The sequence below is a fragment of the Cytobacillus horneckiae genome, from assembly GCF_002835735.1.
Lineage (GTDB): Bacteria > Bacillota > Bacilli > Bacillales > Cytobacillaceae > Cytobacillus > Cytobacillus horneckiae.
Genome location: NZ_PISD01000046.1, coordinates 51929 through 78144 on the forward strand (window position 1 = coordinate 51929; position 26216 = coordinate 78144).

The following is a 26216-nucleotide window of genomic DNA, read 5'->3' on the forward strand; positions in this document are numbered from 1 at the left end:
GGACATACCAATGATATATCAATCTTTATGGAAGGTCAATATAATCCTGTAATGAATCATTGCAACTGTGTGATTAATTTGACTCTTCAATCATTATTCTGCCACTTTCTTACAAATAAATTCAACAGCTGTTTTACTTGGTCATCCAAGATTGAGTTTTTATACTGGTCATCCATATTTTCTAACGGGATGGAAGGCATCCAAATGAGTCCACCAGTTAGCTTGTCTTCTACAGTTTTCCAATCACTATCAGAAGTTATGTAAAAAATATGCTTAAAACCTTGAGAAATTAATTCATCTTCCCATTCTTTCAAATCGCTCGTCAGCTTGTCCTCTGATAGAGTTTTTAAATAAGAGATTCCTGGAAGCATAAGAAGCCGTCCTTTAAATTGCTTCTCAAGCTGTCCGCTTAGCAATTGAATAAATTCTGTCATTGAAACTGATTGTTTCATATCTTCCCTAAACGAAACAGGATAAAGGGGGACAACCGCTGTATCGATGTACTCTCTCTCTTTTATAAACAATTGAATATCCTGTGAATTCCACTTCATCCTTTTCACTCCATTACCGTTTAAATATTCCTTATTATCATACCACGTTCTAAGCCGTCGCACAAAATGAAGAATTGTACTTTTTTTGAACATTGAAAATACTTTACTTGAGAAAACTTGGTGTTCGCCAATCTCTACCGGCGAATGTCCTAGTTTTGCTTTTGCGATTTTTTCACTAGAAGCTAAATTTAAACCCTTTCCCTACTAGTAAAATAAAAAGCCTGCATTCAGCAGGCTCTAAATTATCGTTGAAGATTATTTAGTTTATTTGTCAGTTTTGTAAAGGCTTCCTTATCCTGCCTGTCTAACGCCGCATCAATTTCCTTTAAGAGCCGCTCTTTTTGGAATCTCTCCAGACTTTCAGAAAGGAATCTTTCTGCAATCAAGCGGTCTTTTTCACTAATGCGCAATGTTTTAGGCATAAATGGATTTTCTTCAAGCACAGCGGCATATTGATGAGCCTTGTTTGATGCATGAAAATTCAGCTGGATAAAAATCTCTTCATCGCGATTTAAGCGAATATCATGAAATGATTTTTCAGCATCAGTTGTCATTACATTTTCTTTGTAGAACCTGAAAGGTGCTTCCTCTACACAATGCGTTGACATGATTAGTCCTCGTGGACAATATTGTGCTTGTTCTACAAAATGCACCTTTTCCATTAACTGGTCATGGCTCATTAAATAATTAAGAATCCACACACATTCTCGTCTCTTTAATTGATAATGATTAAGAAACCAACGAATAAAATCCTTCTTTTCATTGACAGATACAGGGGCCGTCATTTTTGATTCCCTCCTCTGCTGCAGCCTTAAAATTGATTAATCAGCTTTTCAGGGGACTTTTAGTGTGTCTATTATGTCCTATATTTTTTAGTCTTCGTCTAAAAGCCGCTGCAGTATATCCTGATATTCTTCGTTGTTAGGTTCCATTCTTGTGAGCTCAGTAAAAACTTCGGCAGCCTCCTTCCTTTTTCCTTCTTCAATTAAAAAATATCCATAGTCGGCTAAGAAATCCGGCTGCTTGTTAAAGTAATTATATGCTTCATTATATTTGTTTAATGCCTGTGAATATTCTTCAAGCTGCTGATAACTGACAGCAGCATCCCATAAAAGCTGTGGCTCCACCGCTTCTATCTTTGTCATCATCTCAACAATTTCTATTACATCTTCATATTTTTCCTGATTTAAAAAGATCTTATTTAATGTAATTGCTGCCTCCATGTACTCTGGATCAACAGCCAACGCTTCTCTAAATAATTCTATTGCTAATTCCTCGTCATTATTCTTTAAAGCAAGTTTGCCACCATAGAAGTAAAGTTCTTTATTAAACTCATCTTGTTTAATACCCGATTTAACTGTTTCAAGTGCATTCTCAATGTCTTCTTCCCGCTCATAGGCTTTTGCAAGGTTCAAATACAGCGAATGGAATTCTGGATCAATTTCCTTCAGTTCATTGAATTTTTCAATAGCTACCCGATTATAGCCTGCTTGCAGCGCAGTAAACGCATAGCTAAACAAGGTGTGTATTTCTAATTTGTCATCTAGTGCTTTTTCATAATAGGCAAGCGCTTCTTCAAAAGCTCCACCAGCACTTAAACTCTCCGCCATTCTTTGATTAACATTTACTCCGCCGATTACTTCCTCGTGAGGAAGCACCTTTTCATATGCCTTAATGGCTTCAAGAAACTTTCCTTGTTCAGCAAAGAGCTCTCCTAAAGCAAAATCAATTACCGGCTCGTTTGGAAGGATGCTTTTCGCTTGCAGCAATTTCTTTTCGCTTACTTCATATAGTCCTTCCATTTGGTATAAATCAGCAAGAAGAAGGAGCGCCTGTGGATAGCTGCCATCCTGCTCATTAATCTTTTCAAGCGTTAAAATCGCCTCTTCTTCCTTACCAAGATCAATTAAAGTTTCAGCAAGCAATACGAGCAATTCTCCTTCTTCAGGATATGCTTCCAGCAATCTTTCGAACAAAACTTTTGCTTCCTCCAAGAACCCGTATTGCATAAGTTCTTCAGCAAGTACAAATCGTTCCTCATGCGTTCCGCTAAATAATACTTCATTATATTTTTGCAACGCCTCTTCATGTAGACCATTTTCTAACAAGGCAATTATTTTCTTCACTTTATCCATAGTAGTATCCTTTCAACTGGCTATTCTAATAATTGATAATACGACGGGGTGTTTATCGTAACCTGTTCCCCGAACCCAGGTTTAAATGCTACAGCATTTCCAGCCCGAATGACTTTACCGCGAAGTACAGAAATAACGAGCCTCTCTCTATGATAATGATATAAATCTAATTCTTCAATTTTTGTGATTTCCCTGCTATAGCTGTAAAAATTGTAAGTTAACTCAAACCCCGGCTGCAAATTTGACTTTAAAGGGTAAATTCCTATTTTCGCCTGTGTAGGATATGGAATTGGTTGAGCATGTTTTAATTCATCATCGACACTGGGCAATTTATAATTTTCCATCACTTCATTCCACTTGCTTTTCAACCTTTTTCTTTCTTTACTATCTTCAGTTGAAAAAATCGGGATAAACGGACAGTGATATGGAAAAGACGCTTCCTTGACCCATCCCCACGGCACTTCATCAAGTTCCTTCTCATGTTTCACTTCGATAAAAATAGCAGGGACTTTTTCTCGTTTAAGTTGCCGGATAAAATCAGGCTGCAATAAACGAACGGAAATTCGTACTCCAATAATATAATCAACTGGACAGTTTAGCAACTTTGTTCTCAGCCTATTAAGTTCAGGTCGTAAATGATGTTTGAATCGGACAGATACGGTTGTTAAGAAGACAAGACAGCCTTTTAAAATGAAATCATTTAAATAGAACTGTTTTGTTTCTTTAATGGATTTATATACGGGCAATTCCTTCATATATAATACATAAGAGGGAGTCATTATATAGGGAGAGGCATCCATTTTCATATGCCTGTATTTTGGAAAGGCAGTCTTCACAGAGCGAATTAAATCATCTTCAACTAAATAGGAGTTACGTACTAGCTCTCCTTTTTTTACAACATTTGCATTTTCTATAATATAAGTCATCCTATCACCCTTTTCTCATTTCTTAAGACAAGCTATGAGAAAAAAATGATTTTATGATTCTTTTATTATTTATGAACACATGATGATTTTATCACAAAACAAGGAAACGCCTCAAAAAAGAAGTCGTTTCCTTGGTTTTAGTCGATTAAATTTTCTAAATGCGTAAAGAAATTAGGGTATGATACAGAAATTGCTTCCTCATTTTCGAGCAAGACTTCCTCATCGCAAATTGCTGCAGCAATAGCCAGCATCATCCCGATCCGGTGGTCTCCGTGGCTAGATACCGCGCTGCCGCCTTTAAGTTCTTTTTTGCCTGTAACAATCATGCCGTCTGGAGTGGCTTCAATATCCGCACCTAGCTGTGAAAGCTCATTTACGACAGTATCAATTCGGTTCGTTTCTTTCACCTTTAATTCTTCAGCATCTTTTATGACGGTCCGCCCCTCTGCTTGAGTGGCTAAAAGTGCAATAATAGGGATTTCGTCAATCAGCCTTGGAATAAGTGCCCCCGAAATGGTTGTCCCCTTTAAAGATGATGTACGAATAATAATGTCACCGATAGGCTCCTCATCTTCTTTTGTAAAGGCAGGGATGATTTCCATATCCGCTCCCATTTGCTTCATTACATCGATGATTCCTGTTCTTGTATGATTCAATCCGACATTCTTTAATTTAATTTCACTATTCGGCACGATCGCTCCAGCAACCATGAAAAATGCTGCCGATGATATATCCCCAGGAACATGGATATTCGTCCCTCGCAGTGATTGGCCACCTTCAATGATTACAGCATCATTCTCTTCAGTGACTTTACCGCCAAATGTTCGAATCATTCTTTCCGTATGGTCTCTTGTTTTTTCAGGCTCCAAAATAGTCGTTTTTCCCTCAGCCTGCAACCCGGCAAATAATAGCGCGGATTTCACTTGGGCACTCGCTACCGGTAATTTATATGTCGTACCAGTCAAATTGCCGCCTGTCACTGATAAAGGCGTAAATTCCGCATTCCTTCTTCCGTGTATTGTTGCACCTAGCTGTCTTAAAGGGTTCGTCACCCGTGTCATTGGCCTTTTTCCAATAGATTCATCACCGATTAAAACAGAATGGAACGGGCGTCCAGATAGAATGCCAAGAATTAGACGAATCGTCGTTCCCGAATTTCCTACATTTAAAATTTCTGAAGGTTCCTTCAAACCATTTAACCCTTTTCCATTAATAATCACTTCATGTTTTGTCTGCTCTATCTCAACTCCTAATTTCTTAAAGCAGGAAATAGTACTAAGACAGTCTTCCCCCATTAAAAAATTCGATACAACCGTACGCCCTTCTGCGATCGCGCCAAACATGATCGACCGATGGGAAATTGACTTATCACCTGGGATGATCACTTCACCGTTCAGGGCTGGTATTTGAGTCATTAATTTTTTTTGCTTCATTCTCTCACCTTCTCTTCATAGATAATTTTTTCACTTCGTGATTCCCTGCGAAAATGAGCCCGATTATCACAACTTAGACTACATATACGGCAGTGGCAACGTCTGAGTAACCCGCATTCTGCGGCCCCAACTAACCATCAGTCGTGGATCGAGAAAAACCCCACTGATGGAAGTTTCACCTTATCTTCTTACATTCCAATTGTTTGGTCAAAATTTGTCTGCCTTTTTATGCAATCCATCGCACGATCGCGATCTTCCTCCGTTTGGAAGCTAATCACAAGGACACCATTTATTTCTTCTCTCGTCTCTCGTATGCTAATATTCGTGATGCTTATTTGCTCGTCCGCTAAATAGCCAGTAATCTCGGAAATGACCCCTGGGTAATCAGGTACATCGACAAATAAGTCATAGAACGCATGTATAGCTCCCTTTTGTTTCTGCGGCAATTCATCACGAAATTGTTTCGCATCATGGAAGTATGAAAAGATATCCTTTTCATTCGCCGCTTGCAGCAAAGATTTCACCCTTTCCATTTCTATTCGCCAATCTTCCAATAACGTTAAGAGAACATCTTTATTATGCATTAAAATATCACGCCACATTTGAGGACTGCTAGAAGCAATTCTCGTAATATCCCTAAAGCCTCCAGCAGCTAATCTAGGAATTAGCTGCTGTGATTGACTGCTTTTTTCAGCCTGATGAACAAGAGAAGCAGCAATAATATGCGGAAAATGACTAATGACACCAGTTAAATAGTCATGCTCCTCTGGGGAAACTGTTAAAAAGCGTGCATTCGTTCCTGCAAGCCATGTTTTCAAAGATTCTATTAGGCTGACATCAATATGCGGCTGGGGCGTCAATAAATAAAACGCATTTTCAAATAGCAGCGGCTTTGCAGCGGAAACCCCACTTTTATGAGAACCCGCCATTGGGTGACCGCCAATGAACGGAATGCCCTTATCCTTTAATATAGAAGCTGCCTCAACAACTTCTTTTTTTGTACTGCCCGCATCTGAGATGATGACATTCTCTTTTAAATTCATGTTTGACAAGCTAAATAAAATTTTACATGTTTCATTTACTGGTGCAGAAATAATAATCAAGTCAGCTTTTTCAGCACCCGATTTTATTGTTGAAATCGTTTCATCAATTACACCGAGCATTTTTCCAAGCTTAGTCTGCTCTTCATTAATGTCATATCCCATGACGATGCAATCACGATGTTTATTTTTTATAGATAATGCCAAAGAACCACCGATTAAACCTAAGCCGATGATAAAAACGCGGCCTTTCACCATTCTTCACCTCTTTAAATATAGTGCTCAAGCCGCCTCCATCCATCGTAATCCTCAAAGACAACTTCCCTTATTCAACGTTACACAACAAGCTGGAGCGAATCATGTAAGCATAGGGTAATCCGATTTTCAGCTGAACAAGGAATGCCTGCGGTTATGAGGCGATAGGCGCTTAAGCTAATTGTTTTATAACGATAAATCCTACTCATCACAAATATAAAATGAAGGATTGGAGTTAGGATTCTCCGAGGCTTACCGCTCGCTTTTTAGCGGTTCGAGCGTCGAACGGACACCCCTTTCAAATCCATGTTCCTATTTAGTTTTGCTAAAAAATAATTTCAGAGGCTGATAGTACCTCTGAAATAAGTAAACGATTCGAATTTCCTCTTATTTTTCAAAAATTATTAAGATAATGATGCTCTTTCCTGGATAAATTGCTTCATCACTTTAATGACACCTTCATTTTGTTCTGGTGAGCCAACTGTTACGCGGACACTTGTTGGAAAACCTAATGCCTGGCCGGATCGTACGATATAACCCTGCTCTAATAAAAATTGAAATACTTCATCGCCATCAACATTGAAGTCGATTAATATGAAGTTTCCTTGTGACGGGTAATAACTCAACCCTTCTTCTTCACAAAATTGATAATACTGTGCCAGTCCCTCTTGATTGGTTTGTCGGCAGTTTTCAATAAAGGCTTTATCATTTAAAGCATGAATTGCAACTTCCTGAGCAAAACGGTTGGCGTTAAACGGTTCTCTCACCGGTTCCATTGCCTGAATGAGCTCTCGCTGTGCAATACCATAGCCGATTCGCAAGCTTGCCAAACCATAAATTTTTGAAAAGGTTCTTAATGCAATCACATTCGGGAAATCCTTTACGAGTTCAATAGAATCATGATAATCGTTCACTGTCGTATACTCGCAATAGGCTTCATCAAGAACAATGAGTACATCTTCTGGGACTTGCAGCATAAACTCACGCAGCTTATCCGCAGGAATATAAGTACCGGTTGGATTATTAGGACTGCACAGCCAGACGATCGCTGTCTTTTCATCAATAGCTTTTAACATGGCATTTAAGTCATGCTCTCCGTCTTTAAGCGGTATTTCCCTAACCTCTGCCCCCTCAATTATTGCATTATGCTTATATTGCGGGAATGTTGGTGTAGCCATCACTGTATTTGTCTCAGGGGTTAGCAACGCTCTTGACAGCATCATGATTGTCTCATCAGACCCGTTGCCAAAGATAAGCTGTTCGGGTTCAACATTTAAATCTGCTGCCAAGGCTTGCCGTAATTTAGTAGCATAGCCATCAGGATATAAAGCAAAGAAGGTTGAAGGCTGGCTTATTGCTGCCGTAGCCTTTGGTGAACAGCCAAATGGATTTTCATTTGATGCAAGTTTAATGATCTCATTCAATCCGAATTGTCTTTTCACTTCTTCAATCGATTTCCCCGGCTGATATGGCTTTAAACTTAAAAGCTGCTCTTTCCATTTCATATCAATTTCCCCTCTTCCTCAATTTTTTATGAAAAGCAACTAAGATCTTGCATTTGTTTCCCCTTGCAAGTCGGGCCTTAATGTTACCGCATTCCGCAAATAAATATGGCAAACCTTTTCCTGCTCAATATTTGTGTTCACGTGCATCATCACTCTTATGCACTTTGGGAGAGAAGAGGGAACTGGTATTTCCCTCATACACATGACAGGAACAAATGTCCATCCCTCTATAGCTCTCATCGCCTTTGCAGGGAAAACAGAAGACAGGTCCTCAGTTACAGAAATAAAAACGGATGCGACTGAATCCGGTGCAATTTCATTCTCTTTAATCATTTCTCGAATTAACAGTTCTGTTGCATGTACGATTTCGTTTTCATCATTTTGATTAACAGTGATGGCTCCTCTCACCCCACGAATCACATTTATCCCCCCGTTATATCAAAAATGCGCCAGTTCTTCTAATAATTCCTCATCTGACAATTCACATAATTCCGGTTTGCCGATTTCCTTCAGCAATACAAAGTGAATCTGCTGACCAACCGATTTCTTATCCTGCTTCATCCGCTGCAGCAGCTTTTCATGACTGACAGATTCAGGAATCGTTGTTTCATAGCCTAAAATAGACAGCCAGCTTTTAAAATCTTCAACATTAAATTTCAGCTTAAGTTTTTTTCTGCTTAACTGCAGTGCAAATATCATTCCTACTGCAACAGACTCTCCATGCGTCCATCCGCCATAGCCCATTTCCGCTTCAATTGCATGACCTAATGTATGGCCAAAGTTTAAATAAGCGCGGACATTTTGCTCCGTTTCATCTTCTGAGACAAAATCACCTTTAATTTCTATCCCTCTTTTTAGGAAAGCCTGCAAATCGCTTGGTGGAACTTCTTCAAGCGATTGCAGACGATCTCTTAAATGTGCATAGAATACCACATCATGTATAAGTCCATGTTTAATCACTTCTGCAAAACCGGATCTTTTTTCCTTTGCAGGAAGCGTATGGAGGAATTCCAGATCATAAAAGACCGCTTCTGGCTGATGGAAAGCGCCAATCATATTCTTTCCTTTTGGATGATTGATAGCTACCTTGCCGCCAACTGCACTATCATGAGCAAGAATTGTAGTCGGCACTTGAATAAATCGTATGCCTCTCATATAAGTTGCTGCAACAAATCCTGCCAAGTCACCAATTGCGCCGCCGCCTAATGCAACGATGATGGATTTCCTATCTAGCTTCTGATCTAATAAAAAACTCATTATTTCATAATATACATCAAATGTTTTTGCCTGTTCTCCACTTGGCGCTTTGTATATTGCTATCTCCAACTCCGCTAATGCTGGCTGCAAATCCTTTAAATACAGGTCAGCAACGGCTGAATCAACAATGAGGCAAACTTTTGTGAATGAAGATAATTCGGTTTTGACAAATTCAGTAAGCTGATGAATGACTCCATTACCTATAAAAACTGGATATTCCTTTGAGGAAGTGGTAATTCGCAGCAGCTCCATTAAAATTCCCTCGCAAACGCTCGTTGTTCCTCAATTGTGTTCTTTAATGCATCGAACCTATCCGCATAAAATTGATCCACAATTGCTGCAGCAAGCTCCCAAGCAATTACATGTTCAGCAACGACTGCGGCTGCAGGTACGGCGCAGCTGTCAGATCGTTCAATGCTGGCTGTAAAAGGTTCTTTCGTTTCAATATCTACGCTTTCCAGCGGTTTATATAATGTTGGAATAGGTTTCATTACGCCCCTGACGATGATTGGCATTCCCGTTGACATGCCGCCTTCCAAACCGCCTAGGCGATTTGTTTTTCGATAATAGCCTTCTTCCTCATTCCATGCAATTTCATCATGAACTTGACTTCCAGGTTTTTTTGCTGCTTCAAAACCAATACCAAACTCCACACCTTTAAAAGCATTAATACTAATAATAGCGCTTGCGAGCTTCGCATCGAGCTTGCGGTCATAGTGGACATAACTGCCTACTCCTGCAGGCATCCCTTCCACAATTACTTCTACAATCCCACCGATAGAATCACCATTATTTTTCGCTTGATCAATAGCGTCCATCATTTTTTGCCCTGCCTCGCTATCCAAACAGCGAACTGGCGACTCTTCTGTTATCGTTCTTAATTCCTCTAGCGTACTATATTCACGTTTATTGGAGGAAATTCCCCCAATCTCTACGACGTGGCCAACTACCTCAATACCTAATAAAGAAAGAAGCTTCTTAGCTACTGACCCTGCTGCCACCCGTACAGTTGTTTCACGGGCTGAAGACCGTTCCAATACATTCCTCATATCTCTATGGCCATATTTAAGAGCCCCATTCAAATCTGCATGACCTGGACGCGGACGGCTAATTTTACGCTTGACTTCATCCATTTCATCCTGGTCCAACGGTCCTTGCCCCATAATTTTCGTCCAATGTTTCCAATCATCATTTTGAACGACTAATCCTACAGGGGATCCAAGTGTATAGCCATGCCTTACACCACCTGTAATTTGAACCGTATCCTTTTCAATTTGCATTCTTCTTCCGCGGCCATATCCTTTTTGACGTCTAGCCAACGCTTGATTTATATCATCTTCCAACAGCGGCATTCCCGCTGGCAGCCCTTCAATTATCGTTGTTAGCTGCGGTCCATGTGATTCTCCCGAAGTTAAATATCTCAATTCCCTTTCCCCCTTCAACGCTTTAAAGGATTATGTACCAATATAACATATGCAAACATATAAACATAGTAAAAAATTAAAAAATAATTAATAAGTGAAAAATATTATGTTAAACTTGTAGCCCTCAATTAAAAGACAGAGCTAAGCATTATTCAATGCACCGGCATTACTATTTGACAAAACTTTTTGATAGAAGAAGGACTGTTCATTTTTCAAACCATATGTAGAAGGATTAAATATTTGTTCCGTACTTCCAACAAAAAGATATCCGCCATTAAATAATGCTTGACTAAATTTATTATATAATTGTTCTTTCGCCTCCTCTGTAAAATAAATCAAAACATTCCTACATACAATTAAATCATATTTTTCATCAAAAGAATCTGAAAGTAAATTTTGCTTTCTAAATTGAACAGTTTTTTTCAACTCATCAGAGATATAATGTAAATTTCCATTTGTCGTAAAGTATTTACGCTTTATATCCATCGGAACTTCGTTTAATGAACGTTCTGAATAAATGCCTGCCTTTGCTTTAGCTATCGCTGCATCATCAATGTCTGTTGCGATAATTTTGATTTCCGAAAGCGGCATAAATTTTGATAATATTAAGGCGAGCGTATATGGCTCCTCCCCTGTGGAACATGCAGCACTCCAAATCTTTAATTGACGCTTGCGCTTCAATAATTGTGGAATGATCTCATTCTCCAATACTTCCCATCTTTTGATATTACGATAAAATTCTGACACATTGATTGTCATTCTCTCCAAAAACTCATTTAACAATTGGTCATTATTACTCATGCCTATAAAAAAATTTTGAAAGGAACGATACCCCTTCTTCTCATAAAAAGATTGGAGCCTCCTTTTCATCTGTGCTTCTTTGTAAAGAGCAAGGTCAATTCCGGTCTTGTTCTTAATATTTTGGATAAATTCCTGATAATCCCGAGAATCCAATTAATATCTCCTCTTTCTTGCGAAATTGTTGTTTGTTCTAGTATAAAGGAAAAAATTCAGAAGTGATAAAGAAATCATTCATTGGAGGCTAAATTTTCCGAAGAAAAAAACGCCTGTCTATGACAAGCGCTTTCATGTAATTAGTTGATCCATTCGTTAATAAGCTTGCTGTATGCTACAACTTCTTCCTCTTTGAAGAATAAACCGATTTCTCTTTCCGCACTTTGTGGAGAATCGGAACCGTGAATCACGTTTTTACCAACAGTAATGCCGAAATCACCACGAATTGTACCAGGTGCTGCGTCTTTAGGGTTTGTTGCACCCATCATTTGACGTGCAGTTGAAATTACATTTTCACCTTCCCAAACCATTGCAAAAACTGGGCCGGAAGTAATAAAGTCAACAAGTTCACCGAAGAAAGGACGTTCTTTATGTTCACCATAATGCTCTTGTGCTAGTTCAGTAGGGATGCTCATTAGTTTACCGCCAACTAGTTGAAAGCCTTTTTTTTCAAAACGAGAAACGATTTCACCAATTAAATTGCGTTGAACGCCATCAGGTTTAACCATTAAAAATGTTTTTTCCATCAATTCCACTCCTAAGACATATGTATAGTGTAGACTGCATATTTACCAATCCACGAAAAATATTATCATTGTTTTGACAATTTAGCAACTTTTACAAAAAAGAGAGGCAGTGCTATATGGAAAATGGAATGATTCTTTAAAATTTACGCTTGCCAATTGTTTTGGCAATATCGCGCAATGTATTTCTCGCTCTATTTTGCGGAAGTTCTTCTATAAGAGTTAAAGCTTTTTGTAAATATTGATCACTTATTATTAAAGATCGGTCAATGGCATCAGATTCTTTGATGATTGCTAACACTTTTCCAAGCTCCTGCGCAGTTGTATGTTCATTCACTTTGATGATTTCGTCCCGCACCTTCTTATCTTCCATAGCAAATAGTACAGGAAGTGTTATATTCCCCTGCTGCAAGTCACCGCCTGCCGGCTTGCCTAGCTCTTTTTCCGTAGCCATGAAATCTAAAACGTCATCAATGATTTGATATGACATACCAATATAATAGCCAATCTTATAAAGCTTATTATGTATCTCATCTTCCACATGAGCGGCAATTGCACCTAATTGACAGCTCACTGCAATAAGAATCGCTGTTTTTCTTTTTATTCGACGGAAATACGTTCTGACTGATTGATCATAATTAAATTTATCTTTAATTTGTTCAATTTCGCCAATACATAATTCAACCAAAGTATTTGCTAAAATTTGATGTGCAATGGGCTTTTCAATTGCAGATAAAACCTCTAAGGCGCGTGCAAATAAATAATCTCCAGTGTACATGGCAATACGATTATCCCATTTAGCTTTTATTGTCAGTTGGCCGCGGCGCAGTTCTGCATCATCAATCACATCATCATGAACTAATGATGCCATATGAATAAGTTCAAGTGAAACTGCAACATTCTTTATTTTATTAATATCGTATTCACCAAATTTTCCTGCCAATAATACGAAAACAGGTCGAAGTCGCTTCCCTCCAGCTTGTAATAAGTGCAGCGAAGCATGATGAAGCAAAGGCGATTCTGCCTGCATCGTTTCTTCCAGCGCCTTCTCTATCACATTCAAATCCGAATTTAAAAATGAATACATCATTTTCAATTTCATATCGATACTCACCCAGCTTATAAATCCCTCATGCACATTCATACATGCAAATGATGAATTACATTTCAGAACAAAATATTATTTTTCTTTCTTCCCTATATGAACGGCTGCTACTCCACCTGTATAGGGTTTATATTTAACATCTGCAAATCCAGCTTTTTCAAACATAGCAGCCAGCTCTTTCATTCCAGGGAAATCTTTTGCCGATTCATGGAGCCAGGCATATTCATTAAAGCTCTTCGCGAAAATTTTTCCAAATAAAGGCATGATATAACGGAAATATAAATAATATCCTTGTTTAAAACCAAACATAGTTGGCTGTGATGTTTCCAAACAAACGGCAATTCCGCCAGGTTTAACAACGCGGTGCATTTCCTTCAGGACCTGCATATAATCTGGTACATTTCTTAACCCAAAGCCAATAGTTACATAGTCAAACGAGCTGTCTGGATAAGGAAGTTCCATAGCATTGCCATGCACTAGCTCAATATTCTTAATCCCTTGTTCTTTAACTTTCTCTTCACCTATTTTCAGCATATTTTTACTGAAATCAAGGCCAACTACTTTTCCGCTTTCACCAACAGCCTCTGATAGTGCAATACTCCAATCACCTGTTCCGCAGCATACATCTAGTGCTTTAGAACCCGGCTGAACATCCATGCGTTTCATCGTATCTTTTCTCCAGCGCAAATGCTGCTGGAAGCTGATAACCGAATTCATTTTATCGTAATTTCCATAAATCTTTTCAAATACATTATGAACGCGCTCTTCTTTAGATTGCCCCATCGCTTTAACCTTCCTCTACAAATGATTTAACAGTTTGCTTAAGTTTAATCGATTCAAGTTTCTCCGCAAGCACGGCCGTTTCAGAAAGCTGCTTTATCCACTTTTCCGCCTCTTGTATCGAGAGATCGATATACTTATCGCTAATTGACAGCAGGTACTCTTGTTGATTATCATCTGCTTTGAATAGATTGTCATTTATTAGAAGTTTATGCATGCTATCGAAAAGAACAGAATACATACCCTTAACAAATTTATCCTTCTCAGCCATTAGGCGTTTGACAAATACGATATTGGCTGCAAGTTCGCCAAGATCATTTCTCTTAAAATGACCAGTTATGCGATCAAACAAAGATGATTCCGTTTTCTTTAATGATTCCATAAGCGACTCAACTGTATCACGGGAATTGCTATAAACAGAAATTTTATGTTCATTCACATCCATAATTCCCTCTGCTAAAGTTCGAATCATATTGATATCATCAATTTCTGCAAGTATTTGATAATAAAGGCCGCTATAATATGTTCCAGCTAAAATTGTCAATTGTCTGCTCTTAAGCTGTTCAGGCGGCAACGCTTGATTATCTACACTTTCATGAGTATCAAGGGCAATTTGAACGAGCATCGTCGTTACAATATATTTATCCATCTTTCTTTCTGGAAGATGTAAACGTTCAAAAATAGATAGCAGTAGCAATAATTTATCCTCATCTATAAAAGGAGCTTTAATAAATTTACATAAATATGGCTGGTTTATCTTCTGTTGCACTTGCTCCTTTAAATTAGCAATTTTGAAGTTTATATCCTGTATATAGTCCTTGTTTGCATTCATCTAACATTCCCCCGATACTGGCAATCGCCATTATCTATACGGTTACCGATATAGCTATTTCTTATATAATAAGCTTTTAAGGGATACTATGTAATTAAGGTGCCCTAAAAAGTGTCTCTTACTTCAATAAACAGACATAAAAAAAGCCCCTCACTACGGTGAACATGGATCTTCCATTCTAAACAGTAATGAACCATTAGTGAGAAGAATGGTGAAACGCTTGACCTCAATGATAAGGCAGAGACAATTATATCATAAATTAGGGCTTCATGTTAGGGTAATATATAGGAAAAGTGCATTCATATCCTAATCCTGATATGCCGTCTTTTAATCGTGCTTCTTCTCACTTTCAACTTCTCCATAGGCAGTCGAGATTTTTGCATGTCCTCTAATCTTTATTGCTGAGGTATGTTCAGTGAACTGGGCAATCATCACTTCACCTTCATCGAGCTTTTCCGAGTGATGGAATCTAGTATCAGAACCTCTTGTCAATCCGATTACACTGACTCCATCTTCCTTAGCCTTTATAACAATATAATCATTACTATTAGATGCTGATTTATTCATAGATAGCCCTCCTAATATCGGCAATAACGAGTAATAAAATGAATGATAGGCTAAAAATATCTTTTTAGCCTATGCTTAAATCATGATTTAATTAGTGATAATACCTCAGATCTTGCACTTACATCTTCAGCAAATACTCCTCTAACTGCGGAAGTGATCGTTTTAGAGCCTGGCTTTTTCACTCCACGCATTGTCATGCACATATGCTCGGCTTCGACAACCACCATTACTCCATGCGGCTTAAGCTTGTCTACAATTGCATCTGCTACAGTAGCAGTTATCCGTTCTTGCAGCTGAGGCCTCTTAGCTACAGCTTCCACTGCTCGCGCAAGTTTGCTGAGCCCTGTTACCTTTCCATCCTTTGGAATATAAGCCACATGTGCTTTGCCAAAGAACGGAACCAAATGATGTTCACACATAGAATAAAAAGGAATATCTTTCACTAGAACCAATTCCTCATGGTCTTCTCCAAACACAGTATCAAAGTATTCTTCAGGGTCCTGGTTCATCCCCATAAAAACTTCCTCATACATCTTCGCCACACGTTTAGGCGTATCTAAAAGTCCTTCTCTACTAGGATCTTCACCAATTGCTTCTAATATTAACCGCACAGCGTTTTCTATTTGAGGACGGTTGATTTCCGACATACAGCTTCCTCCTTATACCTAAACAGGTACATAATATTTTCATATTAGCATAATCATTTCCATGCAGGCAAAGTCGAAGACAGTATACACATCCTCATTTATAGCCCTGCTCTATAGTATATCAAACACTTGCAAAAATCGAAAACCGAATTCCTCTAGTAAAAGTAGTATTTGTTACTATATAATCAAAAAAATCACCCAAATAAAAAAACCGCGATAAGAATCGCGGTTTTACATACAAACTATTTCATTTAAAGCACTTATATGTAATTAATTACTTAACTGCATCTTTAAGCGCTTTACCTGGTTTGAAAGCAGGAACTTTGCTCGCAGCGATTTCGATTTCTTCGCCTGTTTGCGGGTTGCGGCCTTTACGTGCTGCACGTTCGCGAACTTCAAAGTTTCCAAAACCAATTAGTTGTACTTTATCACCATTTTTCAAAGCATCTAATACTGTATCAAATACAGCATCAACGGCTTTAGTAGCATCCTTTTTAGAAAGCTCACTAGCTTCAGCAACAGCATTGATTAGTTCAGTCTTGTTCATTACTTTCACCTCCTCCCAAAGATATAATGTTAAACCCAGTAAAATAAAGATTCCTTACATACATTTGTAAACAAAATTACTGAATTCTATACGTTGTGACGTATTTTTGTTTTAGCAGAACTTATCATATATCAAAATATATGTTTTTTCAACTTTTTTGCTGTGAAATCCTTATAATATAAGGGTTTCAGCCGTCACAACGATAATTCTGTTAAAAGATTATCATAATAGATTGAGCTAATCAAGAATATTTCATTATTTGATGGGAATCTTTTCTTATTTGCAACATTTTTGTAATAAGCTGTTCATTTTACTGCGTATCAAGGAGTATACAGTATAATATACTTTTTTCGAAAACACAAAAAAGACGATTATCATTCAATTTTCGAATGACATTCGCCTTAGGTTGCTTACAAAATAATGGCAATTAGCCCACCTGATCCTTCGTTGATAATTCTTTCTAACGTCTCTTTTAATTTATAGCGGGCATTTTCTGGCATAAGTGATAATTTCGCTTGTATGCCTTCTCTTACGATAGAGCTTAGGCTGCGACCAAATATATCTGAATTCCAGATGGAAAGTGGATCATCTTCAAAATCCTGCATTAAATAGCGGACAAGCTCCTCACTCTGCTTCTCAGTGCCAATGATTGGCGAAAATTCCGATTCTACATCTACCTTAATCATATGAATGGATGGTGCCACCGCTTTTAACCTGACGCCAAAGCGTGAGCCATGCCGGGTAATTTCAGGTTCATCGAGGCTCATATCAGCAAGGGATGGTGCCGCGATGCCGTAACCGGTCTGTTTCACCATCCGAAGAGCATCAGAAATTTGATCATATTCTGCTTTCGCATGTGCAAACTCCTGCATAAGCTCTAACAAATGGTCTTTACCGCGAATTTCGACCCCAACAATTTCTTTTAAGACTTCATCATATAAATCATCAGGTGCATAAAGGTCAATTTCTGCTACCCCTTGCCCCATTTCAATGCCTGCAAGGCCTGCCCGGTCAATGAATTCAAAATCACTGAATTGATGGACCACACGGTCAACGTCTCTTAATCTTTTAATATCCTTGACGGTTTCTTTAACAGCTTCCTGATAGCTCTCTCTCAACCAATGGTCCTCATGAAGAACCATGACCCAGCTCGGAAGGTTAACATTTACTTCAAGAACCGGGAATTCATATAATGCTTCTCGCATCACATTTATTACATCGGATTCTCTCATTCCTTCTACGCTCATTGAAAGTACTGGTATGTCATACTTTTCTGATAATTTTAATCTTAAGTCCTCTGTGCTTGGGTGATGCGGCTGAACGCTGTTGATAACCATTATAAAAGGCTTTCCAACCTCTTTCAGCTCCTCAATCACTCTTTCTTCTGCTTCAATATAATTCGCTCTCGGGATTTCACCGATAGTACCATCAGTTGCGATAACTACACCGATCGTCGAATGCTCTTGTATAACCTTCCTGGTGCCTATTTCAGCCGCTTCATGAAACGGGATAGGTTCCTCATACCATGGAGTATTAATCATTCTAGGGCCGTTCTCGTCCTCGTAGCCTTTGGCGCCTGGTACCGTGTATCCGACACAATCCACCAACCGAATATTGACATCCAATCCTTCTTCTACATGTACACTAGCTGCTTGATTTGGAACAAATTTTGGTTCTGTCGTCATGATTGTTTTACCGGCAGCACTTTGAGGGAGTTCATCCTGGGTGCGCGCTCTGTCTGCTTCATTTTCCATGTTTGGCAGTACGGCAAGCTCCATGAATTTTTTTATAAATGTTGATTTGCCGGTACGTACTGCACCAACTACTCCAAAATAAATATCACCGCCTGTTCTTTCGGCAATATCTTTAAAAATATCTACCTTTTCCAAGTGATCCCCTCCTGAATCTTGAGTTAGTGGGATAATATTATCCAGTCATATATATTTGTACAATATATGTGTATGACGTTGTCCTATATTGATATGCCAACTATTTTAAGAAATTACCCCTTTCTTTAATTTTCAACTGCAACTTTATTTCTTTTGCATTACACTCGGGAGTTAAATTTCATATTAAAATCGAAAAGGACTAGCACAAATAAAAAACCCTTCCTCTACAATATATTTTGCAAAAGAAGGGTTATGACTAATTCAATAAAAAGATTGGTTCATTTGTTTTTTCATCAATTGTGTATGGCAACGAGTATGCAGGAACAAAAAATGAATTTTGAACAAGATAGTCTCTCATATCTTCTCCCTCTTTCAAATCCAGCTCCTCATCTTGCATTAGCTGCATGAGATCGACTCGATAGTCAACATAAATCTGACCATCACCTGTTACTACAAACGGAAGATCCTTCCCGGTGAACGGGCTATGCGCAAAAGGTTCATCTTTAAATCCTATCTTTGAATAATCAAGGGAGAACACACTATCTTGAATGTTCTCTTTATACGGAGGGTAGCCTTGCGCACCAATGCGTATTCTAATATCTCTGATTGTCTCTGCCACTCTCAGGTCTGATAGCTTTACTTCAGGCTCCGTTTCAGCATTTACTAGCACATATTGAAATACACCACCGGCTTCAAATGAGTTCCCTGGATACTCAGCTAAATATTTTGGAACTATTTTCTTAAAGTCTATCGGATATTTCTGATAAATCGGTGTATCCTCTTCCGTTGTTTTAATCGGCAAGAGGCCACCGCTATCTTTTTGATACTGTTCAACAGCATTTTGAACCTGATTGATTTGATCCTCGTATGGAATCTGATTCTTTGCAATTTGCTCTTCTGGATACATGCATCCTGTTAAGATAGCCATAACAACAGCCATGATAGCTAATGCAATCCATTTTTTATTCATTTTAATCAACCTTTATCGAATATGTATTTTCTATTACACGAAGGGAGCGGGAATGTTTGTCCAGCTTTAAAGCGTGCTCCCTTAAAACATTTATTCCGGAACCGGTCCACTGAATACGACTAAAAATATTATAATTCCACTAACAACCATAAATCCGTAAGCAAAGAATGCAGTAACAAATTTTACTGCGCCATTGTTAATTTTAAAACGGCTAAAGTAAATTAAGATAATAGCAATAATCATAAATCCCATAGCAGCAAAGGAAATCCACATTTTCATTAATCCAGGTGACATACTATCCACTCCTTTTTCCGAAATGTATTATACCATATTGTGATAACGTATTCCCAGCCTTACAAGTAAGTTTGTGTATGATTGCAATAATTCGATCATTTCACTTTACATTATAATAATATATTTTCAAAATTTTATATTTACATTAGCCATCAGCTGTCAAACAAAAATAACCGAGGAAAAGAAGGGGCAGTTCTTTCCCTCGGCATGATGACTAAAATACCCTATCACCCTGTTCATTTTACCAGTTTGCTTCGTTGCATTGTATGCAAGGGATGAGCTACCCGCATCCTCATATGCCTATATTTTTTTGATAACATTATTTTTTATCATGTACAATGCTATTTTGGTCGTCAAAAACATTCGCAATGTCTTCCATCTCATTGGTTTTTGAACGTGCCATCAGCATGTCCACACCATCTTTTGCATTAACTCCATTAAAGAGAATATCGTAGAGCACAGAGGTTATCGGCATTTTCACATCATACTTTACTGCAAGCTGATGAGCCGCCTTTGTCGTGCGGACGCCTTCAACAACCATTCCCATATTTTTTAATACTTCATCTAGGTTATGGCCTTGGCCGATTAAATTTCCAGCACGCCAATTCCTTGAATGCTTACTCGTACAGGTCACGATTAAATCACCTATACCTGCCAGCCCTGAGAAGGTTAACGGACTTGCGCCCATTTTTACTCCGAGTCGAGTAATTTCGGCTAAACCTCTAGTGACAAGCGCAGCCTTCGCATTGTCACCATAGCCAAGGCCGTCAGAAATACCAGCAGCAAGGGCAATGATATTCTTCAGCGCCCCGCCAATTTCCACGCCTACAATATCAGGGTTCGTATAGACTCTGAAGTTTTGATTAATAAACATGTCCTGCACTTTCTCAGCAGTTTCCATATTTGACGCAGATACTGACACAGTTGTCGGATGCCTTAAGCTTACTTCTTCCGCATGGCTTGGCCCAGATAAGACAACAATATCTTTAAGTAGATCGGCAGGCATTTCCTGCTCAATCATTTCAGAAATTCTCAACAGGCTGTCAGGCTCAATCCCTTTGCTGACATGTACAATGATAAGCGGCTCAGACCTTATATTCGCTATTTTATTTAGAACCTCTCTTATCGCTTTTGTCGGCACGGCTAAAATAATTGTTTCAATTTCAGATAATACTTCATCTAAAGATGAAAAACCTGTAATATTATGAGGTAACGGAACACTTGGCAAATATTTTTCATTTGTGTGAAGCGTATTTATTTCAGTTATTTGCTCTTCTTTATGTCCCCAAATTCGCACTTCATGTCCATTATCAGCTAATACCATTGCCAGCGCTGTTCCCCAGCTGCCAGCTCCAATTACTGCAACCTTTTCTATTTTCTTCTTCATCCAATCACTACCTTTATTTTTTTATAATGATTGCTTTCATTTGGCAATTTACACTAAATTGTATTACTTCCATTTCAAATTCACAAGAAATATGTAAAAAAGAGGCTGCCAAACAGGTTCCTTGATGACACCTTTTTGACAGCATTGTTAAATTTTCTGTTACTTGCGTTCACGGGCAAAGATTTTTATCGGCGTACCCTCAAAACCGAATGCATCTCTGATTCTGTTTTCTAAAAATCTTTCATATGAGAAATGTAGCAGCTCAGGCTCGTTCACAAACACAACAAATGTTGGCGGCTTAACAGCTACTTGTGTAGTGTAATAAATTCTTAATCTTCTTCCTTTATCTGTAGGCGTCGGATTCATCGCTACTGCATCCATAATGACATCGTTCAACACACTTGTTTCAACTCGCAGCGCATGATTTTCGCTTGCGGTATTGATCATCGGAATTAATGTGTGAATTCTCTTTTTAGTTAAAGCTGATAAGAAAACAATCGGGGCATAATCAAGAAACTGAAAATGGTCTCGAATCTTTTGCTCAAAAGTTTTCATCGTTTTTTCATCTTTTTCTACCGCATCCCACTTGTTTACAACAATCACGATTGCTCTTCCTGCGTCATGGGCATAGCCTGCAATTTTTTTATCTTGTTCAAGAATACCTTCTTCACCATCAATGACAACGAGCACGACATCTGACCGTTCAATGGCACGGAGGGCACGCAACACGCTGTATTTCTCAGTTGTTTCGTATACCTTCCCTTTTTTCCTCATACCAGCTGTATCGATAATGACATATTTATCTCCGTTATATGTTAACTGGGAGTCAATTGCGTCTCTTGTCGTTCCAGCTACATCAGAAACAATCACTCGATCCTCGCCTAATATTGCATTTACTAAAGAGGATTTACCTACATTCGGCCGGCCAATGAGTGAAAATTTAATGACATCATCATCATATTTAATTTCATCATGCTTTGGAAAATGCTTTGCTGCTTCATCTAGCAAATCGCCTAAACCTAATCCATGTGATCCGGAGATCGGGAATGGCTCACCAAATCCAAGGGAATAGAAGTCATAAATTTGCTGGCGCATTTCCGGATTATCAATCTTATTTACGCCTAAAACAACAGGCTTTTTCGCCTTGTAAAGAATTTTTGCTACTTCTTCATCCGCAGAGGTAACGCCCTCGCGTCCATTAACTAGAAATACAATGACATCTGCCTCATCTATAGCAATTTCTGCTTGCTGTCGAATTTGCTCTAGAAACGGCTCATCACCAATGTCAATTCCGCCTGTATCAATAATATTAAATTCATGTGTTAACCAGTCTGCAGAGCTGTATATCCGGTCTCTTGTTACACCTGGGATATCTTCTACAATCGATATGCGTTCCCCTACAATTCTGTTAAAAATGGTAGATTTTCCAACGTTCGGACGTCCGACAATGGCCAATACTGGTTTTGTCATGAACATCACCCCTTCATTTCTTTATAGTAAAGCGTTAGCACCTATCCTCTATCAGTTCATTCTTAGGCATGCTCGCTAAATATATATACAGTCTAAAACAATCCTCATTTTGAAATAAACCTTGCAGGACTCCACACTTGATTTAATTGGATTATAGGTATGACCTTTAGAATTTCAAAGGCATTTAGTAAAAAATCCTTAGTTTTTCTAATGCGACTTTAAAACTGTATCTTTCTCTGAGTTTTAATCTCCTTATTAAGGTGCTTTAAGAAGATTATTCCTACCTATCAGCTAAAATAAACCCTTCTTTAAGAAGGGCCTAACTATCTTATATTATCAAAGTGTTAACAACCTTACAAGAAAAGCTTTTTGTTATCGTGTTAATGTTTAACAATCACATAAATTTCTTCGGTTAACAAATGGGCAATCCCGTCTAGAATTGCTTCCAGATTTGTGGCAATGACTTCCATTTCCTCTTTATTTTCACAGTGAAAGACTGACGTTCCACTAGGTACTTTAGCAGGATTTGTAGTGATTATTGCAAGGATAAACTTTTCTATATCCATAGCTTATTCCTCCTTAAGATTCCGCATGAACTTCGCTAGGCATTTTAATGGCATTTTCCAATGTTGGCACTTCACCAATTACGTCAATTGCCCGCTTTATATTTCTTTCCTGAGGCAAGATGAACACAGCGACTCTGCCGTCATCTAAGTCCCTTTTTGCTAAAGGCACGAGCGCTGGTGTGCCCGAATCTCGAAAAACGCCCATAGCTGTCGATACATCATGAAGAATCGCCTGCCTTTGCCCAAGGTTGGCAATCGTTGTTCGTACATTAAAGTTTTTCGGCTTAAGGATGAACCCCATTCCGTATTTCAGCACTTCCTTCTGCCTTTCAGGCAAGCCGATATTCATAATATATATATTATCAACATACAAGCCCGCATCTTCAAAATGAGGCTCAACATATTCGATGTCGACGATATCACTTAATTTGCCGCCGCTCATCATTATTTTAGAGAGGATGATGGCTATAGTCGCAACAATAATTGCCACCCAAAGATTAAATACAAGATAAGCAAGCGTGCTCACTAAAGCTGTAAACATAACGAGATAATTTCTGCTCTCAAAAGCAATGGCAATTCCTTCAATATATGTTCTACCTCTCGGGACCATCTCAAAGCTATCCAATTCTGTTAATGTATTTCTCTCCATATTTCTTACTTCTCTAAATTGAGAGGCAGCCACAGTTAGAAAAGTAATTGCCGTAAAGTCCTCTTCCATAATAGAAGGAATCGCTACACTGCCTAAACCAGCTGCAATAAATCCTAGAGCAATATGAATGATTTTTCCGTGTAGATAGGTGGGATATTGCCGATAATCCGTCCGTAACATATAGATTCTTGTGGCTGTGCCAACAATTAATCCAAGTAAAATTGGATAAGTATATTCATTCATGATAGTTTTGCTTCTCCTTCACAAGCGGATTGACATAGCTTTCCAAATAGGCTGCAATGTATTCCAAAGCATTCCATAACAAAATAACGGCTGCCGCCATACTTACCACATCTAAAAAAGCAAGCGATCCAACAATATATGGAAATTGATACTGTCTAATAATCAACGCAAATAGCACTTCACCATTCAATGTTCCCATTAATATAATTAAAATTCTCATCAAATGGTTTTCATGGACCATTAATGTCAAGTAAACAAGTATGATAGATAACATCCACTTCCTATCAAAAACAACCCAAACAGGATCAAATAATTCAAACAATAAGAAGCTGCAATATGCTAGCAATATAATCAAATTGCAGATAAATACATAAATTGCTCCTGCTTTTCTCAATCTCGCAATGAAGTAATAGGTTAGAGATAAAATAATAAGTGCTGTAACGCTTATTGAAAATTCACCAAAATCCAGAGTATAGATTGATCCAATAATAATCAATAAAACTCCGAGTGACAGCGGATATCTTATCTTATTTTTTTTATCTAATAAAAAAGTGACAGCTATCCATATAGACCAAGAAATCCAATAAAATACGATTCCTTCCAAAAATACACACCTCCTACTATCTCCATTATGGCTTGTTTTTATGCACTTTAATCTTATTTGCATAAAAATAGCGTGGTATATCATCTTAATAAGAGGGAGGTGTTACTAATGGGTAAAGATCGTCAAGAAAAGAAATTAAAAAGAAGTCATAAAGTGGAATCTGATCGTGACCAAGCACTTCATTATAAAGGGGCGACAGAGCTACAAAGCCCCGAAGAAGCACGCGAATTGAACGATAATAAACAATGATGGAGATGCAAGAACTCTTTTAGTAACGTCAGCTGCTACTTAATCGGCATACTGATCACACGTCGCATCCCATCGGTATCCGGTGAATATCCCTTACCAGTATTCCACACATGCGGAGACTCACCATTTTCACATACCCAGCATGAACTCAACCTGTTTTTTCATCTAAATTTGCCACATTTTGTCGAATTTTGTGGGTGACAGGTACCCAAATTATTTAACAATAAAAAAAAGCCTAAAGGAAAACGATTTGGTTTTCTTTTAGGCTTTTAACGAGTTTTATTTATTTCATTTTCCGGGTGCTATAAATAGATGTTTTAATATTTCGCTCGTTCAACCAGTGATGAACCTCCCCTGTCAGTACGACAGGTGCGTTTTGCAATTCATCTATATTATTAGCACCTAAGGCAGACATTATATACTTTAATTCATCGTGTATATAATGAATTTCTTCAATTAGTTGATGATATCCTTGTTCGATGAGGACTTTTAACAAATAACCAGCCATTCCAGCTGCATTTGCTCCTAGCGCAATGGATTTGGCGATATCGAGACTCGATTTGATTCCACCAGAAGCCAGCACTGTTATGTTTTTATGATTCGTCCGTGCTTCAACGATTGAAGCGGCCGTCGGAATGCCCCAATCGTCAAAAAATGACAGGAGACGTTTCCGTCTTTCATTTTCTATTCGCGAAAAATTAGTTCCACCGAAACCGCCAACATCAACAATTGATACACCTACTGATTGGAGAGCAGAAACAGTTTCATTACTCATTCCGAAACCAACTTCTTTTACAATTACCGGAACATCGATGCCTTGTACAATTTTTTCAATCCTTTTGAGTGCTTCTGTAAAGTCTCGATCCCCTTCAGGCATTGTTAGCTCTTGCACAACATTCAAATGTATTTGCATTGCATTTGCTTCAACCATATCAACAGCTGTTTTTGCTTGTTCTACAGTTGCTTCGCTACCTAAATTCGCAAATATTAAACCATGAGGATTTTCCACTCGTACAATTTTATACGAATCCCTCTCATTTGCATCCTTTATGGCTGACATTTGTGAACCAACCGCTATCGCTACTCCTGTTTCTTTAGCTGCCCTTGCCAAATCACGGTTGATATCTATTGTCCGCTCACCGCCTCCACCGGTCATTGCATTGATAAAAATTGGCGAACTGCAGGAGAGCTCGCCAATTTTTGTTTGCAAATCTATTTCATCCACCTTTGTATTAGGTAGACTTTGGTGGACAAAGGATACACAATCAAATCCGGTCTTTAATGATTGACCTGTTGCTAATGCATATTGTATATGGTCCCATTTTCTTTTTGATCTTGACACTAGATTCCCAC

At 38.4% G+C, this 26216-nt stretch carries 28 protein-coding genes; 1 reads left to right on the forward strand and 27 read right to left on the reverse strand.

All coding sequences use genetic code 11. The annotated features are described in order from the left end of the window. Positions 1 to 86: 86 nt before the first annotated feature. From CWS20_RS19310 to CWS20_RS19435, 26 genes are all read right to left on the reverse strand, one after another. Positions 87 to 551: a YpiF family protein gene (locus CWS20_RS19310; protein ID WP_066200562.1), complete on the reverse strand. Its 465-nt coding sequence runs from the start codon at positions 549 to 551 to the stop codon at positions 87 to 89. 242 nt (positions 552 to 793) lie between these two features. Beyond that, the gene (locus CWS20_RS19315) at positions 794 to 1336 is read right to left on the reverse strand and encodes a ReoY family proteolytic degradation factor (RefSeq protein WP_066200565.1); all 543 of its coding nucleotides are present in this window, start codon (positions 1334 to 1336) and stop codon (positions 794 to 796) included. An 87-nt stretch (positions 1337 to 1423) separates the two neighbouring features. Beyond that, complete coding sequence (locus tag CWS20_RS19320) at positions 1424 to 2686, reverse strand: tetratricopeptide repeat protein (RefSeq protein ID WP_066200567.1); 1263 nt, start codon at positions 2684 to 2686, stop codon at positions 1424 to 1426. Positions 2687 to 2706: 20 nt separating this feature from the next. After that, positions 2707 to 3612 (reverse strand): hypothetical protein, encoded by a 906-nt coding sequence (locus tag CWS20_RS19325; RefSeq protein ID WP_066200570.1) that lies wholly within the window; start codon positions 3610 to 3612, stop codon positions 2707 to 2709. 137 nt (positions 3613 to 3749) lie between these two features. Then, a complete protein-coding gene (gene aroA / locus CWS20_RS19330) occupies positions 3750 to 5045 on the reverse strand; it encodes a 3-phosphoshikimate 1-carboxyvinyltransferase (protein WP_066200573.1) in 1296 nt (431 codons plus the stop codon). A gap of 188 nt (positions 5046 to 5233) precedes the next feature. Then, positions 5234 to 6340: a prephenate dehydrogenase gene (locus tag CWS20_RS19335; RefSeq protein ID WP_066201850.1), complete on the reverse strand. Its 1107-nt coding sequence runs from the start codon at positions 6338 to 6340 to the stop codon at positions 5234 to 5236. Positions 6341 to 6744: 404 nt separating this feature from the next. Next, complete coding sequence (gene hisC, locus CWS20_RS19340; RefSeq protein WP_066200576.1) at positions 6745 to 7845, reverse strand: histidinol-phosphate transaminase; 1101 nt, start codon at positions 7843 to 7845, stop codon at positions 6745 to 6747. 39 nt (positions 7846 to 7884) lie between these two features. Further along, the gene (aroH, locus tag CWS20_RS19345; protein WP_066200579.1) at positions 7885 to 8265 is read right to left on the reverse strand and encodes a chorismate mutase; all 381 of its coding nucleotides are present in this window, start codon (positions 8263 to 8265) and stop codon (positions 7885 to 7887) included. Positions 8266 to 8283: 18 nt separating this feature from the next. Continuing rightward, positions 8284 to 9354, reverse strand: coding sequence for a 3-dehydroquinate synthase (gene aroB, locus CWS20_RS19350; RefSeq protein ID WP_066200582.1), 1071 nt, complete (start codon positions 9352 to 9354; stop codon positions 8284 to 8286). Beyond that, on the reverse strand, positions 9354 to 10526 hold the full coding sequence (aroC, locus tag CWS20_RS19355; protein ID WP_066200587.1) for a chorismate synthase: 1173 nt from the start codon (positions 10524 to 10526) through the stop codon (positions 9354 to 9356). The genes aroB and aroC overlap by 1 nt, the downstream gene beginning before the upstream one ends. 141 nt (positions 10527 to 10667) lie before the next feature. Further along, positions 10668 to 11480 carry a CheR family methyltransferase gene (locus tag CWS20_RS19360; RefSeq protein WP_066200590.1) on the reverse strand — a complete coding sequence of 271 codons (813 nt, stop codon included), beginning with the start codon at positions 11478 to 11480 and terminating at the stop codon, positions 10668 to 10670. Between the two features lie 140 nt (positions 11481 to 11620). Then, positions 11621 to 12067: a nucleoside-diphosphate kinase gene (ndk, locus tag CWS20_RS19365; RefSeq protein ID WP_066200593.1), complete on the reverse strand. Its 447-nt coding sequence runs from the start codon at positions 12065 to 12067 to the stop codon at positions 11621 to 11623. Between the two features lie 136 nt (positions 12068 to 12203). Further along, positions 12204 to 13166: a heptaprenyl diphosphate synthase component II gene (hepT, locus tag CWS20_RS19370; protein WP_066200596.1), complete on the reverse strand. Its 963-nt coding sequence runs from the start codon at positions 13164 to 13166 to the stop codon at positions 12204 to 12206. Positions 13167 to 13244: 78 nt separating this feature from the next. Beyond that, the gene (locus CWS20_RS19375) at positions 13245 to 13952 is read right to left on the reverse strand and encodes a demethylmenaquinone methyltransferase (protein ID WP_066200598.1); all 708 of its coding nucleotides are present in this window, start codon (positions 13950 to 13952) and stop codon (positions 13245 to 13247) included. Positions 13953 to 13956: 4 nt separating this feature from the next. Beyond that, the gene (locus CWS20_RS19380; protein ID WP_083957466.1) at positions 13957 to 14781 is read right to left on the reverse strand and encodes a heptaprenyl diphosphate synthase component 1; all 825 of its coding nucleotides are present in this window, start codon (positions 14779 to 14781) and stop codon (positions 13957 to 13959) included. Positions 14782 to 15108: 327 nt separating this feature from the next. After that, entirely contained in the window at positions 15109 to 15348 is a 240-nt protein-coding gene (mtrB, locus tag CWS20_RS19385) for a trp RNA-binding attenuation protein MtrB (RefSeq protein ID WP_066200601.1), read from the reverse strand. 80 nt (positions 15349 to 15428) lie between these two features. Continuing rightward, positions 15429 to 15995, reverse strand: a complete 567-nt coding sequence (folE, locus tag CWS20_RS19390) for a GTP cyclohydrolase I FolE (RefSeq protein WP_066200604.1) — start codon at positions 15993 to 15995, stop codon at positions 15429 to 15431. 274 nt (positions 15996 to 16269) lie between these two features. Then, the gene (gene hbs, locus CWS20_RS19395; protein ID WP_066200607.1) at positions 16270 to 16542 is read right to left on the reverse strand and encodes a non-specific DNA-binding protein Hbs; all 273 of its coding nucleotides are present in this window, start codon (positions 16540 to 16542) and stop codon (positions 16270 to 16272) included. Positions 16543 to 16952: 410 nt separating this feature from the next. Beyond that, positions 16953 to 18431 carry a stage IV sporulation protein A gene (gene spoIVA, locus CWS20_RS19400; protein WP_066200610.1) on the reverse strand — a complete coding sequence of 493 codons (1479 nt, stop codon included), beginning with the start codon at positions 18429 to 18431 and terminating at the stop codon, positions 16953 to 16955. A gap of 256 nt (positions 18432 to 18687) precedes the next feature. Further along, complete coding sequence (locus tag CWS20_RS19405; RefSeq protein WP_066200613.1) at positions 18688 to 19401, reverse strand: YphF family lipoprotein; 714 nt, start codon at positions 19399 to 19401, stop codon at positions 18688 to 18690. A gap of 90 nt (positions 19402 to 19491) precedes the next feature. Continuing rightward, positions 19492 to 19695 carry a DUF2768 domain-containing protein gene (locus CWS20_RS19410; protein WP_066200615.1) on the reverse strand — a complete coding sequence of 68 codons (204 nt, stop codon included), beginning with the start codon at positions 19693 to 19695 and terminating at the stop codon, positions 19492 to 19494. A gap of 319 nt (positions 19696 to 20014) precedes the next feature. Further along, complete coding sequence (locus CWS20_RS19415; RefSeq protein WP_066200618.1) at positions 20015 to 21082, reverse strand: NAD(P)H-dependent glycerol-3-phosphate dehydrogenase; 1068 nt, start codon at positions 21080 to 21082, stop codon at positions 20015 to 20017. A 159-nt stretch (positions 21083 to 21241) separates the two neighbouring features. Beyond that, the gene (gene der / locus CWS20_RS19420) at positions 21242 to 22552 is read right to left on the reverse strand and encodes a ribosome biogenesis GTPase Der (protein WP_066200621.1); all 1311 of its coding nucleotides are present in this window, start codon (positions 22550 to 22552) and stop codon (positions 21242 to 21244) included. A gap of 380 nt (positions 22553 to 22932) precedes the next feature. After that, positions 22933 to 23118: a capping complex subunit for YIEGIA gene (locus tag CWS20_RS19425; protein WP_066200624.1), complete on the reverse strand. Its 186-nt coding sequence runs from the start codon at positions 23116 to 23118 to the stop codon at positions 22933 to 22935. A 13-nt stretch (positions 23119 to 23131) separates the two neighbouring features. Then, on the reverse strand, positions 23132 to 24010 hold the full coding sequence (locus CWS20_RS19430) for a YIEGIA family protein (RefSeq protein ID WP_066200627.1): 879 nt from the start codon (positions 24008 to 24010) through the stop codon (positions 23132 to 23134). After that, positions 24003 to 24614: a YphA family membrane protein gene (locus CWS20_RS19435; RefSeq protein ID WP_066200630.1), complete on the reverse strand. Its 612-nt coding sequence runs from the start codon at positions 24612 to 24614 to the stop codon at positions 24003 to 24005. The genes CWS20_RS19430 and CWS20_RS19435 overlap by 8 nt, the downstream gene beginning before the upstream one ends. A gap of 108 nt (positions 24615 to 24722) precedes the next feature. Between CWS20_RS19435 and CWS20_RS19440 the strand changes: the two genes are divergently transcribed. Further along, on the forward strand, positions 24723 to 24863 hold the full coding sequence (locus CWS20_RS19440; protein ID WP_066200633.1) for a YpzI family protein: 141 nt from the start codon (positions 24723 to 24725) through the stop codon (positions 24861 to 24863). A 283-nt stretch (positions 24864 to 25146) separates the two neighbouring features. On the opposite strand, the gene fni is transcribed toward CWS20_RS19440, so the two are convergent. Beyond that, positions 25147 to 26205 carry a type 2 isopentenyl-diphosphate Delta-isomerase gene (gene fni, locus CWS20_RS19445; protein ID WP_066200637.1) on the reverse strand — a complete coding sequence of 353 codons (1059 nt, stop codon included), beginning with the start codon at positions 26203 to 26205 and terminating at the stop codon, positions 25147 to 25149. Between the last annotated feature and the right edge of the window lie 11 nt (positions 26206 to 26216).

What these genes read in the sequence shown, in the direction of transcription:
- CWS20_RS19310 (WP_066200562.1), bottom strand. Translation starts at nt 551, where the DNA reads ATGAAGTGGAATTCACAGGATATTCAATTGTTTATAAAAGAGAGAGAG.
- CWS20_RS19315 (WP_066200565.1), bottom strand. Translation starts at nt 1,336, where the DNA reads ATGACGGCCCCTGTATCTGTCAATGAAAAGAAGGATTTTATTCGTTGG.
- CWS20_RS19320 (WP_066200567.1), bottom strand. Translation starts at nt 2,686, where the DNA reads ATGGATAAAGTGAAGAAAATAATTGCCTTGTTAGAAAATGGTCTACAT.
- CWS20_RS19325 (WP_066200570.1), bottom strand. Translation starts at nt 3,612, where the DNA reads ATGACTTATATTATAGAAAATGCAAATGTTGTAAAAAAAGGAGAGCTA.
- aroA (WP_066200573.1), bottom strand. Translation starts at nt 5,045, where the DNA reads ATGAAGCAAAAAAAATTAATGACTCAAATACCAGCCCTGAACGGTGAA.
- hisC (WP_066200576.1), bottom strand. Translation starts at nt 7,845, where the DNA reads ATGAAATGGAAAGAGCAGCTTTTAAGTTTAAAGCCATATCAGCCGGGG.
- aroB (WP_066200582.1), bottom strand. Translation starts at nt 9,354, where the DNA reads ATGGAGCTGCTGCGAATTACCACTTCCTCAAAGGAATATCCAGTTTTT.
- ndk (WP_066200593.1), bottom strand. Translation starts at nt 12,067, where the DNA reads ATGGAAAAAACATTTTTAATGGTTAAACCTGATGGCGTTCAACGCAAT.
- hepT (WP_066200596.1), bottom strand. Translation starts at nt 13,166, where the DNA reads ATGAAATTGAAAATGATGTATTCATTTTTAAATTCGGATTTGAATGTG.
- CWS20_RS19375 (WP_066200598.1), bottom strand. Translation starts at nt 13,952, where the DNA reads ATGGGGCAATCTAAAGAAGAGCGCGTTCATAATGTATTTGAAAAGATT.
- CWS20_RS19380 (WP_083957466.1), bottom strand. Translation starts at nt 14,781, where the DNA reads ATGAATGCAAACAAGGACTATATACAGGATATAAACTTCAAAATTGCT.
- mtrB (WP_066200601.1), bottom strand. Translation starts at nt 15,348, where the DNA reads ATGAATAAATCAGCATCTAATAGTAATGATTATATTGTTATAAAGGCT.
- folE (WP_066200604.1), bottom strand. Translation starts at nt 15,995, where the DNA reads ATGTCGGAAATCAACCGTCCTCAAATAGAAAACGCTGTGCGGTTAATA.
- hbs (WP_066200607.1), bottom strand. Translation starts at nt 16,542, where the DNA reads ATGAACAAGACTGAACTAATCAATGCTGTTGCTGAAGCTAGTGAGCTT.
- CWS20_RS19405 (WP_066200613.1), bottom strand. Translation starts at nt 19,401, where the DNA reads ATGAATAAAAAATGGATTGCATTAGCTATCATGGCTGTTGTTATGGCT.
- CWS20_RS19410 (WP_066200615.1), bottom strand. Translation starts at nt 19,695, where the DNA reads ATGTCACCTGGATTAATGAAAATGTGGATTTCCTTTGCTGCTATGGGA.
- CWS20_RS19415 (WP_066200618.1), bottom strand. Translation starts at nt 21,082, where the DNA reads ATGAAGAAGAAAATAGAAAAGGTTGCAGTAATTGGAGCTGGCAGCTGG.
- der (WP_066200621.1), bottom strand. Translation starts at nt 22,552, where the DNA reads ATGACAAAACCAGTATTGGCCATTGTCGGACGTCCGAACGTTGGAAAA.
- CWS20_RS19425 (WP_066200624.1), bottom strand. Translation starts at nt 23,118, where the DNA reads ATGGATATAGAAAAGTTTATCCTTGCAATAATCACTACAAATCCTGCT.
- CWS20_RS19430 (WP_066200627.1), bottom strand. Translation starts at nt 24,010, where the DNA reads ATGAATGAATATACTTATCCAATTTTACTTGGATTAATTGTTGGCACA.
- CWS20_RS19440 (WP_066200633.1), top strand. Translation starts at nt 24,723, where the DNA reads ATGGGTAAAGATCGTCAAGAAAAGAAATTAAAAAGAAGTCATAAAGTG.